The sequence below is a fragment of the Micromonospora sp. CPCC 205554 genome (assembly GCF_036902745.1).
GTDB classification, from domain to species: Bacteria; Actinomycetota; Actinomycetes; order Mycobacteriales; family Micromonosporaceae; genus Micromonospora; species Micromonospora tulbaghiae.
Map to the genome: position 1 here is coordinate 88,650 of NZ_JBAKHP010000025.1, position 10,674 is coordinate 99,323.

Sequence of the window (10,674 nt, forward strand, 5' to 3'; positions counted from 1 at the left end):
CACACCTTACCGGCCGCCGCGCAGCCCCAGTTCGCGCAGCTCCAGCGCGGCGAGCGCGTCGACTGTCGCGTCGTCGCCGCGCCGCCACGCCTCGGCGACGTCGGGCGCGATCCGGGTCAGCTTCGACAGCGGCTGACCGGCCAGCGCGCGCAGCGCCAGCAGGTCCCGCCCGGCGGGCGCGCCGGCCAGGGCCTTCGCCGCGCCGGCCCGGCGCATCCAGCGCAGGCGCAGCGGCAGCCAGCCGAACAGCACCAGACCGAGCGGGAACACCAGCACCGCGACGGTCAGCCCGAGCGCGAGCTGCCCGACCAGCTCCTGCTGGTCGCGGCCCGCCTCGGCGACCGAGCGGGCGGCGTCGGCGGCGCGGGTGAACGGCGCGGTCAGCTCGTCGCCGACGATCGGCACCCGGCCGACCTTGCCGCCGGCGTCGGCCAGGTTGTCGGCGAGTCCACCGCCGGCCCCTTCCAGCTTCTGCCCGGGTACGGCGAGCTTCTCGACCAGGTCGTGCAGCCACATCGCGAAGCGGATCGCGGCGTACACCCAGACGACCACGAGAAGGTCGGTGAGGAACTGGCGGACGGCGGTGGGAAAACGGTCGGCGTAGATCTTCACGCCGGACAGCGTCCCACGGCACGGGCGCGTCGGCACCTGGCCGATTTCCCGCTCAGTGCGACCCTTCGCCGGCGTGACTGACCGCGTCCGCCACGATGTGCGCGACGTGGTCGTCGACCAGGGCGTACGCGATCTCCCGGCCCCGCCGCGACCCGCGTACCACGCCGGCGCCCCGCAGCACCCGCAGGTGCTGGGAGACCAGCGGCTGAGGGGCGCCGAGCTTCTCGACCAGCTCGTGCACGCAGCGTTCACCCTCGGCCAGCTCGCTCACGATCGCGAGCCGGATCGGGGCCGAGAGCGCGCGCAGCAGGTCACCCGCGCCCTCGAAGGCGTCGTACCCGTTCGTGCCGGTCACCCTGTAACGGTAACCAATCCCAGCTGTGCCGGCGGGTAGGGCCTCATCGCAGCAGCACCTCGTGCTCGACCGGCTCGGGCGGCGGCGTGGCCCGGTCGGCCCGCGCCCGCCGCCGCAGCGCCCGCACACCGGCCGCCACGAGCGCGACCAGCAGGAACGAGCCGATCGCCACGAGCACCACCGACGCGCCGGGCGCGGTGTCGGCGGTCGCGGCCACCCACACCCCGGCGCCGGCGGCGAACAGGCCCAGCGCCATGGCCGCCGTCATGGTCGACCGGAAGCCCCGGGTCACCTGCTGCGCGGCGGCCACCGGCACCACCATCAGTGCGCTGATCAGCAGCACCCCGACCGCCCGCATGGCGATGGTCACGGTGACCGCGGTGCCGACCGCGATGAGCAGGTTCAGCGCCCGCACCGGCAGGCCGGACACCCGGGCGTACTCCTCGTCGTGGCACACCGCGAACAGCGCCGGGCGCAGCACCAGCATGGTCACCAGCAGCACCGCGCCGAGCACGCCGATGGTGATCAGGTCGGCCCGGGAGGTGGTGGTCAGCGATCCGAACAGGTATGCGTTGAGCGACCCGCTGCTGGCGTCGGAGAGCCCGACCAGCATCACGCCACCGGCGATGCCGCCGTAGAACAGCAACGCCAGCGCCAGGTCACCGGAGGTGCGCCCGTATGCGCGGACCAACTCGATCACCACCGCGCCGAGCGTCGCGGCGATCACCGCCACCAGCACGGGGGAGCGGTTGAGCAGCAGCCCCGCGCCGACACCGGTGAGCGCCACGTGGCCGAGCCCGTCGCCGATCAGCGCCAGCCGGCGCTGCACCAGGTAGATGCCGAGCGCCGGTGCGGCCAGCCCGATGATCAGCGCGCCGACCAGGGCGCGGAGCATGAAGTCGTACTGGAAGAGATCCATCTCAGATGCCTGTCCAGAGCCGGGCGGGCTCCTCGTCGCAGTGCGGGTGCACGTGCTCGTGGTCCGGGTCGGCGTGGTGGCCGGCCGGCTCGGGCACCGCGCCGTCGTGGGCGATACCGCCCTGGTGCACCACCACGGCCCGGCTGATCAGCGGGCGCAGCGGGCCCAGTTCGTGCGCGACGAGCAGCACGGTGCCGCCGCCGTCGCGGAACGTGCGCAGCGCCCCGGCGAACGCCTCCTGGCTGGCCGCGTCCACCCCGGCGGTCGGCTCGTCGAGCACCAGCAGCTCCGGCCCGCCGGCGAGCGCGCGGGCGATCAGGGTGCGCTGCTGCTGGCCGCCGGAGAGCGTGGCCACCGGGTCACCGGCCCGGTCGGCGAGCCCGACCGCGTCCAGCGCCGCCGCCACCGCCTCCCGGTCCGCCCGCCCGGCGGGCCGCAGTACGCCCCGGCGGGCCAGCCGCCCGGACGCCACCACCTCGCGCACTGTGGCCGGCACTCCGCTGCCCGCGCCGAGCCGCTGCGGCACGTACCCGATGCGGTGCCACTGCCGGAAGCGGCGCTGCGGCGTGCCGAACAGGGCGACCGACCCGGCGCCGACCGGCACCAGGCCGAGCGCGGCGCGCACGAGCGTCGACTTGCCGGAGCCGTTGGCGCCGAGCACGGCGACCACCTCCGAGGCGGTCACTGTCAACGAGACGTCACGCAGCACCGGGCGGCCGTCGTAGCCGACGGTGGCGTGCGCGATCTCGATCACGGGTGGGGTCATGAACAGTCCAGAGCGGTTCGCAGGGTCTGCAGGTTGGTGCGCATCGCGGAGAGGTAGTCGCCGTCGGCGGGCGGGCCCTCCAGCGGGTCCAGGACCGCCGTCTTCGCCCCGACCTCACGCGCGATGGTCTCGGCGACCTTCGGGCTGACCAGCGTCTCGAAGAAGATCGTGCCGGCCTTGTGCTCCCGGGCCTCCTCGGCGACCTCGGCGAGCCGCTTCGGGGACGGCTCGGACTCCGGGGTGAGCCCGCTGATGCCGATCTGCTCCAGCCGGTAGCGCTCGGTCAGGTAGCCGAACGCGGTGTGGCTGGTCACGATCTCCCGGCGCTGGCAGGTGCGCAGGCCGTCGGCGTACTCGGTGTCCAGCTTCGTCAGCTCGGTGCGCAGCGCGCCGGCGCGGGCGGTGTAGTCGGCGGCGTGGTCCGGGTCGGCCTTGCCGAGCCGCTCGGCGAGCTTGTCGCCCATGGTGGCCAGCCGGGTCGGGTCGAGCCAGACGTGCGGGTCCTTGCCGCCGCCCTCCTCGGCGTGCCCGGCCTCGCCCTCGCCCTCGTGGTCGTGGTCGTGGCCACCGGCGGCCGCGTCCAGCAGCGGCGTCGCGCCCGCCACGTCGAACGCGCGGTCGCCGCCGTTCTGCTCCACCGCCTCGTCCACCGCCGGCTGGAAGCCGCTGAGGTAGACGACCACGTCGGCGTCGACGACCTGACCGACCTGCCGCGGGTTGAGTTCCAGGTCGTGCGGCTCGGCGCCGGGCTTGGTCAGGTTGCTGACCTCCACGGTGCCGCCGCCGATCCGCTCGGCCAGGAACTGGAGCGGGTAGAACGCGGCCACCACGTCGACCTTGCCCGGCTCGCTCGCGCCGCCTGTGTCGTCCGCGCAGGCGGTCAGGCCGGCGGCGGCGAGCAGGGCGGTGGCTGCGGCGGTCAGGATGCGGCGGGGTGCACGAACGGTCATGGGCTCAACTGTCCGCGACAACGAAAACTATTGTCAAAAACGCATGATTGCATGTCAGCGCAGGTCAGTTCTGTTTCGGATGTCAGCCGACCATGAGCTTCGCCAGCGCCACGGCGATCAACAAGGTGAGCATCACCAGCCGGAGCATCCGGGTCGCCGGGGCCTGCACCGGCCAGGTGACCGACATCAGCCAGACCAGCCCGCCGGCCAGCACGAGCAGCAGGACGCCGCCCGCCGGGCCGGGCGCGAAGAGGCCGACAAGCACCAGGGCCAGCGTGGCCAGGAACACCGCCGTCGGGTTGAGCCGTGCCAACCGGGACAGCACGGGACTCTGCGTACGCTGCATGCCACAAACTCTACGAGGAGGAACGCCGTGCTGGTCACCAACCGGTTCGTGGTGGAAGCCGAAACGGTGGACGAGTTCACCCGTGCGGCGCACGCCGCGCTGACCGCGCTCGCCGCCCGCCCCGGCTACCTGCGCGGTGAACTGCTGCGGGCGCTCGACGACCCGGACCACTGGCTCCTGGTCACGGAGTGGGAGTCGGTCGGTGCGTACCGGCGGGCGCTCGGCGGGTTCGACGTCAAGGTCACCGCCGTGCCGCTGCTCGCCCGATCGGTGGACGAGCCGTCGGCGTACGAGACGCTCGCCGGTGCCGCCCCCGAGGGGGAGATCGTCGTCGTCGCCAGCGATCGTGCCGCAGGTCCGTATCGCTGAGTGCCGGGGCACTACCCTGGCGCGTATGACCGCTCCCGGACCGGCCGCGCCACCCCCGCCATCCGTTCCGCCCGCGCCGCCGGCGGACCCCGGGGTGCCCGCGCCGCCGCAGGGGCCCGGCGCCGCGCCGCCGTTCGCCGCCCCGCCCACCGAGGGCGGGCGGACCCGGCTCTGGCTCGGCCTCGGCGCGGGCGCGCTCGCCGTGCTGATCTGCTGCGGCGGCGGCGGCGCGGCGGTGGTCGGCCTGGCGGTGAGCAACGCCCAGGCGATCGACGAGCAGGGCCGGGCGGTCACCAACGACTACTACCAGGCGCTCGTGGCACGGGAGTGGTCCAAGGCGTACGACACGCTCTGCGACGACATCCGCCGACGCGAGCCCCGGCGGGAGTTCGAGCGGCGGGTGGCCACCGAGCCGCAGATCTCCGGCTACCGGGTCGGCGAGGTCGACCTCGCCACGCTCACCGTGCCGGTGGACGTCACGCTCGCCGGCGGCCGGCGGGAGGCGCAGACCGTGACGCTGGCGGCGGACCAGCAGACGGGCGGCGTGGAGGTCTGCGGGGTGAGCTGACCGGCCCCCGGTATTCTGCTGGGCTCGGGACGGACACGGTCGTACCGTTGTCCCGAACAGCCCGGTTCCATCCATCTCGACCGCGCCGACCGCCAGCCGGCGTAGGAGGAAACATGCCAGCCGACCGTATCGACGCCGTCACCAGCCTCGCCAAGCGCCGGGGCTTCGTCTTTCCCTCCAGCGAGATCTACGGGGGCACCCGGTCGGCGTGGGACTACGGTCCGCTCGGCGTCGAGCTGAAGGAGAACGTCCGCCGGCAGTGGTGGCGGACCATGGTGCAGCAGCGCGACGACGTCGTCGGCCTCGACTCGGCGGTCATCCTGGCCCGCAAGGTCTGGGAGGCCAGCGGTCACATCGCCGAGTTCGTCGACCCGCTCACCGAGTGCCAGTCCTGCCACAAGCGGTTCCGGGCCGACCACCTGGAAGAGGCGTACGAGGCCAAGCACGGCAAGCCGCTGACCTCGCTGACGGAGCTGAACTGCCCCAACTGCGGCAACAAGGGCACCTTCACCGAGCCGAAGATGTTCAACGGCCTGATGAAGACCTACCTGGGCCCGGTGGAGAGCGACGAGGGCATGCACTACCTGCGCCCGGAGACCGCCCAGGGCATCTTCGTCAACTACAAGAACGTGGAGACGGTCGCCCGGAAGAAGCCGCCGTTCGGCATCGCGCAGACCGGCAAGTCGTTCCGCAACGAGATCACCCCGGGCAACTTCATCTTCCGGACCCGCGAGTTCGAGCAGATGGAGATGGAGTTCTTCGTCGAGCCCGGCACCGACGAGCAGTGGCACGAGTACTGGCTCTCCGAGCGCTGGAACTGGTACCTCGACCTGGGCCTGTCCGAGGAGAACCTGCGCTTCTACGAGCACCCCAAGGAGAAGCTCTCCCACTACTCGAAGCGCACCGTCGACATCGAGTACCGGTTCCAGTTCGGCGGCACCGACTTCGCCGAGCTGGAGGGCATCGCCAACCGCACCGACTTCGACCTGTCCACGCACAGCAAGCACTCCGGCGTCGACCTGTCGTACTTCGACCAGGGCAAGGGCGAGCGCTGGATCCCGTACGTGATCGAGCCGGCCGCCGGCCTCACCCGCGCGGTGCTGGCGTTCCTCCTGGAGGCGTACGACGAGGACGAGGCGCCGAACACCAAGGGCGGTGTGGACAAGCGCACGGTCATGCGCTTCGACCCGCGGCTGGCCCCGGTCAAGGTCGCCGTGCTGCCGCTGTCGCGCAACGAGGCACTGTCGCCGAAGGCCAAGCAGCTCGCCGCCGACCTGCGCAAGCGCTGGGTAGTCGAGTTCGACGACTCGCAGGCGATCGGCCGCCGCTACCGCCGGCAGGACGAGATCGGCACGCCGTTCTGCGTCACTGTCGACTTCGACACGCTCGACGACAACGCGGTCACGGTCCGGAACCGGGACACCATGGCCCAGGAGCGTGTCTCGCTGGACCAGGTCGAGCGCTACCTGATCGAGCGCCTGCCCGGCTGCTGACGTCGCACGGAGAAGGGCGCCGTCGGCGACGGCGCCCTTCTTCATGTCTCCCGCGCGAGGTCGACGTGTCTGAATCCCGCGAGCCCGGTGGCGTTAGCCGGTGGGAGCGCCGGGTAGCAGATCCCTCACCGGCAGCGGAGGGGGCGAGATGCGGCAGGCGAGCACCGGACCGTCCGTCACTCCGGCGCCCGCGGTGGTGGCGCATCGGTGGCCCACCGCGCTGGTCCTGGCCAGCGCCATGTTCCTGGTGCTGTTCGACAGCCTGGCGGTGGCCACCGCGCTGCCGCGCATCGGTGACGAGTTCCGCCTCGATCCGGGCCGCCTCCAGTGGGTCGTGACGCTGTACTCGCTGAGCATCGGCGGCCTGCTGCTGCTCGGGGGCCGGCTCTGCGACCTGTGGGGGCGACGCCGGCTGATCGTCGTCAGCCTCGCGCTGGCCACTGTCGGCTCGGCCCTGGCCGGGTTGGCGACCGCGCTGCTCCCGCTGCTGCTCGGCCGGGTGTTGCAGGGCGCCGGCGCGGCCCTCGCGATCCCGGCGACCCTGGCCTCGGCGGCCACGTTCTTCCCGGACGAGCCGTGGCGCAGCCGGGTGTTCGCGGTGGTCGCCGCCGCCGCGAACACGGCCGGCCTGGCCGGGGCGATCGTCGGCGGCCTGATCACCTCGCACCTGGGCTGGCGCTGGGTCTTCCTGGCCACCGTGCCGGTCGGACTGGTGGCGATGGTGGCGGCCCGGCTGCTGCTGCCGGCGAGCCGGCCCGAACCGGGCGGCCGGCAGCGGCTGGACCTCGCCGGGGCGGTCCTCGCCACCGGCATGCTGCTCGCGCTGATCTTCGGCGCCAACCGGATCGCCGAGTCGGGGCCGGACCCGGTCGCGCTCGGCGCGGTCGCCGCCTCCGTGGTGCTGCTGTTCCTGCTGGTACGCGTCGAGCGGCGGGTGGCCGACCCGCTGGTCCGGCCGGCCCTGCTCCGGTCGCGCCCGCTGGTCGCCGGTTGCCTCGCCTTCGCCGCCCACTCGGCCGCGTACGCGGTGGTGGTGGTCGTGGGCAGTCTCTACCTCCAGGAGGTCCACGGCCTGTCCCCGGCGGGTGCCGGGCTGGTGCTGGCCCCGGTGCTGCTCGGCGCGCTGGTCAGCGCCGCTCCGGCGGGCGCGCTGATCCGCCGGTTCGGCGCGCGGCGGGTCGTCGCGGTGGCGCTGGCCCTGTGCGCGGTCACGCTCGCGCTGGTGGCGGTCAGCGCGGGCGGCCCGCTGATCCTCGTGGCGACGATCCTGGTCGTCTGGGGGTTCAGCGCCGGCCCGATCTACGTCGGGCTGACCCGGGTGTGTGTCGGCGACGCGCCGCCGGGCGACCAGGGAACGGCCTCGGCGGTGTTCGAGTCGACCACCCACGTGGCCGGGGCGATCTCCGTCGCGGTGTTCCTCACGCTGCTCGCCGCCGGGGTCGGCTACGGCGTCGTACAGTTCGTCGGCGCCGTGGCGGGTGGGCTGGGCGTCCTCGCGCTGCTGCTGATCATGCCGGCGGGGGAGCCCGGGACCGCGCCGTCGCCCGCGCCGCAGCGGGTGGCGGCCCGGTAGGCGTCGATACCCGAGAACCGCTCCCTACACTGGTCAGGTGACTGCCCCGACCCTGCCCGCGTTGACCATCGGCCCGCACCGGGTGTGGCCGCCGGTGGTGCTCGCGCCGATGGCCGGGATCACCAACGTCGGCTTCCGCCGGCTCTGCCGTGAGCAGGGCGGCGGCATCTACGTCTGCGAGATGATCACCACCCGGGCGCTCGTCGAGCGGAACCCGAAGACGTTGCGCATGATCGCCTTCGGCGCCGAGGAGCAGCCCCGCAGCCTCCAGCTCTACGGCACCGACCCGGAGATCACCGCCGCCGCCGTCCGGATCGTGGTCGAGCGCGACCTGGCCGACCACATCGACCTCAACTTCGGCTGCCCGGTGCCCAAGGTGACCCGTAAGGGCGGCGGCTCGGCCCTGCCGTGGCGCCGCCGGCTGTTCGCCCGGCTGGTCAAGGCCGCCGTCGACGCCGCGTCACCCGCCGGGGTGCCGGTCACCGTCAAGATGCGCAAGGGCATCGACGACGACCACCTGACGTACGTCGAGGCGGGGCTGGCGGCTCAGGACGCGGGCGTCGCGGCGGTCGCCCTGCACGGGCGTACGGCCGCGCAGCGCTACTCCGGCACCGCCGACTGGGACGCGATCGCCACGCTCAAGTCGGCGCTCGACGTGCCTGTGCTCGGCAACGGCGACATCTGGGAGGCCGACGACGCGCTGCGGATGGTCGCGCACACCGGCGTGGACGGCGTGGTGATCGGGCGCGGTTGCCTGGGCCGGCCGTGGCTGTTCGCCGACCTGGAGGCCGCGTTCAACGGCAGCGCCGAGCGGCGGCTGCCCAGCCTCGGCGAGGTGGCGGTGACCATGCGCCGGCACGCCGAGTTGCTGGTGGAGCAGTTCGTGGCGGGCGCCCGCAACCCGGCCCGGGGTGAGCGGGACGGCTGCACCGACTTCCGCAAGCACGTCGCCTGGTACCTGAAGGGCTTCCCGATCGGCAGCGAGCTGCGCCGCTCGCTCGCCATGATCGAGAGCTTGGCGCAGCTCGACGACCTGCTCGGCAAGCTCGACCCGGCCGTACCGTTCCCGGTGGAGAACCTCGGCCAGCCGCGCGGCCGCACCAACTCCCCGGGCAAGGTCTTCCTGCCCGACGGCTGGCTGGCCAGCCGCGACGACGACACCCCGCCCGACGGCGCCGAGCTGGACGACTCCGGCGGCTGACCCCGGACATGCCGAAGGGCCCGACCCCCGTCGTGGGGGTCGGGCCCTTCGCTGTGCCGATGTGTCAGGAGCTGTAGCCGCGGCTGGCGATCCAGTGCGCCAGGGCGTCCACGTCCATCCGGTACGAGGCCTGGTCCGGGTTGGCCGAGTCGGCGATCGTCACGACCTTGCCGCCGTCGCGGTAGCCGACCACGCTGATGTAGTGGCCACCCTCGAACGAGTGGGTGTTGCCGTCGGTGTCGGTCGCGGTACCGGCGATGTTCGCCACCACGGCCCGGCCGTCGTCCACCGTGCGCACCACGTCGGCACGCAGCTTCTCCACCTTGTCACCGGCCTTGTCCACCGGGATCTCGGTCGACTTGTAGACGTCCTTGCCGGTCTCCTTGTTCAGCACCGGGGTGATGTCGTTGATGGAGTTGGTGCCAGCCTCGGTGGTGCCCATCTCCTCGGCCATGGCGTGCACGTCGATGTTCTTGCCCTGCACGCTCAGCGCGTTACGGGCCGCGGCCGGGCCACAGAAGTAGAAGTTCGGCTGCGCCTCGTAGCGCACGCCCAGCTCCCGCTCGCCGTGCTTGCGGTCGTTGGTGACGACCTGGGCGGCGGCGCGCTCGGCCGGGGTGGCCTGGGCGGCGATGGCGGGGCCGGCGATGCCACCAGCGGTGGCGGCGATACCGGCGACGGTCAGAGCGGTCTTGCGCAGCAGAGTGGTAGCCATGATCAGTTGCCTCTCTGTCGGGGGTACGCGGCGATGGGGGATGCCGCGAAGAAAGATCAGGTGGCCCGGTACGTGTGCCGGGCCGGTGGCTCGCTCGGGCGGCCAGGGGGACGGCCTGCTCCGGCGGCTCGGGGATGTAACGACCGGGGGTCCGGGGTCATTCCCGGGGCGCTGCCCGGCGGTGGGGCCGGCTCGACAGGCGCTGTCGGCCTGCTCGGCGGGTCCGGGGATGTAACGACCGGCGTCCCGGCCTGATTCCCGGCCCGCTGGGCGGGCGGTCGGCGGGTGCGGCGCGGTCTGCCATGTACAACGCCCCGCACCCGCCCCCGATTCCACCCCACCGGTGACCCCGACCACCCCGATTCCGGACACCGACCCCACCCGGGCCCGCCCCGACACCAGACCCGGCCGCTCCGGGTCCGCCCGGCCCTCGGGCCCGACCCCACCACTTCGTTGATCAAGGAGTTTGTGTCCGTCTGAGGCCTCCCGCCCGACACAAACTCCTTGATCACCGCTGCGATGAGAGGAGGAGTGAGGTCCCCGGATCCCACTCGGCGCCCGAGTTGCGAGGGCTGGCCCGGGTCGGCTTCGAGATCTTGGTACGTCCGCGCCCCTCCGAGGGCCGTTTCGTACCAAGATCTCGCGAATCGGGCGTGCGGCACGCGGCGGCATGCGCCGTCCGCGAACCCGCCCGGGATCGGTGCGTCGATCATGAGGTTGGCGGCAGTTCGTGTCCGGTTTGTCGCCGTCAACTTCATGATCGACCCAGCGAGGGCTGGGGGCGGGGCGGGGTCAGGGGGTGGTGGG

General features: G+C 73.0%; 12 protein-coding genes. 5 read left to right on the forward strand and 7 right to left on the reverse strand.

Going from position 1 to position 10,674, the window contains the following annotated elements; translation table 11 throughout:
- Positions 1-6: 6 nt before the first annotated feature.
- From V6U82_RS24905 to V6U82_RS24930, 6 genes are all read right to left on the reverse strand, one after another.
- Positions 7-612: a hypothetical protein gene (locus V6U82_RS24905; RefSeq protein WP_334464993.1), complete on the reverse strand. Its 606-nt coding sequence runs from the start codon at positions 610-612 to the stop codon at positions 7-9.
- Between the two features lie 52 nt (positions 613-664).
- Positions 665-967, reverse strand: coding sequence for an ArsR/SmtB family transcription factor (locus V6U82_RS24910; RefSeq protein WP_013287947.1), 303 nt, complete (start codon positions 965-967; stop codon positions 665-667).
- A 43-nt stretch (positions 968-1,010) separates the two neighbouring features.
- Positions 1,011-1,886: a metal ABC transporter permease gene (locus V6U82_RS24915; protein ID WP_334464996.1), complete on the reverse strand. Its 876-nt coding sequence runs from the start codon at positions 1,884-1,886 to the stop codon at positions 1,011-1,013.
- Position 1,887: 1 nt separating this feature from the next.
- Entirely contained in the window at positions 1,888-2,652 is a 765-nt protein-coding gene (locus V6U82_RS24920) for a metal ABC transporter ATP-binding protein (RefSeq protein ID WP_334464998.1), read from the reverse strand.
- A complete protein-coding gene (locus tag V6U82_RS24925) occupies positions 2,649-3,602 on the reverse strand; it encodes a metal ABC transporter substrate-binding protein (protein WP_334465000.1) in 954 nt (317 codons plus the stop codon). The genes V6U82_RS24920 and V6U82_RS24925 overlap by 4 nt, the downstream gene beginning before the upstream one ends.
- An 82-nt stretch (positions 3,603-3,684) precedes the next feature.
- Positions 3,685-3,948 carry a DUF6703 family protein gene (locus V6U82_RS24930; protein WP_128139137.1) on the reverse strand — a complete coding sequence of 88 codons (264 nt, stop codon included), beginning with the start codon at positions 3,946-3,948 and terminating at the stop codon, positions 3,685-3,687.
- A gap of 27 nt (positions 3,949-3,975) precedes the next feature.
- On the opposite strand from V6U82_RS24930, the gene V6U82_RS24935 reads away from it, so the two are divergent.
- The 5 genes from V6U82_RS24935 (at position 3,976) to dusB (ending at position 9,152) form a co-directional block, all read left to right on the forward strand.
- Positions 3,976-4,317 (forward strand): antibiotic biosynthesis monooxygenase family protein, encoded by a 342-nt coding sequence (locus V6U82_RS24935; RefSeq protein ID WP_128139136.1) that lies wholly within the window; start codon positions 3,976-3,978, stop codon positions 4,315-4,317.
- 94 nt (positions 4,318-4,411) lie between these two features.
- Positions 4,412-4,885 carry an Rv0361 family membrane protein gene (locus V6U82_RS24940; RefSeq protein ID WP_334465018.1) on the forward strand — a complete coding sequence of 158 codons (474 nt, stop codon included), beginning with the start codon at positions 4,412-4,414 and terminating at the stop codon, positions 4,883-4,885.
- 113 nt (positions 4,886-4,998) lie between these two features.
- Positions 4,999-6,378 (forward strand): glycine--tRNA ligase, encoded by a 1,380-nt coding sequence (locus V6U82_RS24945; RefSeq protein ID WP_120568531.1) that lies wholly within the window; start codon positions 4,999-5,001, stop codon positions 6,376-6,378.
- Between the two features lie 148 nt (positions 6,379-6,526).
- Positions 6,527-7,951 (forward strand): MFS transporter, encoded by a 1,425-nt coding sequence (locus tag V6U82_RS24950; protein WP_334465007.1) that lies wholly within the window; start codon positions 6,527-6,529, stop codon positions 7,949-7,951.
- Positions 7,952-7,988: 37 nt separating this feature from the next.
- A complete protein-coding gene (dusB, locus tag V6U82_RS24955) occupies positions 7,989-9,152 on the forward strand; it encodes a tRNA dihydrouridine synthase DusB (RefSeq protein WP_128138319.1) in 1,164 nt (387 codons plus the stop codon).
- 64 nt (positions 9,153-9,216) lie between these two features.
- On the opposite strand, the gene V6U82_RS24960 is transcribed toward dusB, so the two are convergent.
- Entirely contained in the window at positions 9,217-9,867 is a 651-nt protein-coding gene (locus tag V6U82_RS24960) for a C39 family peptidase (protein WP_128138318.1), read from the reverse strand.
- Positions 9,868-10,674: the final 807 nt, after the last annotated feature.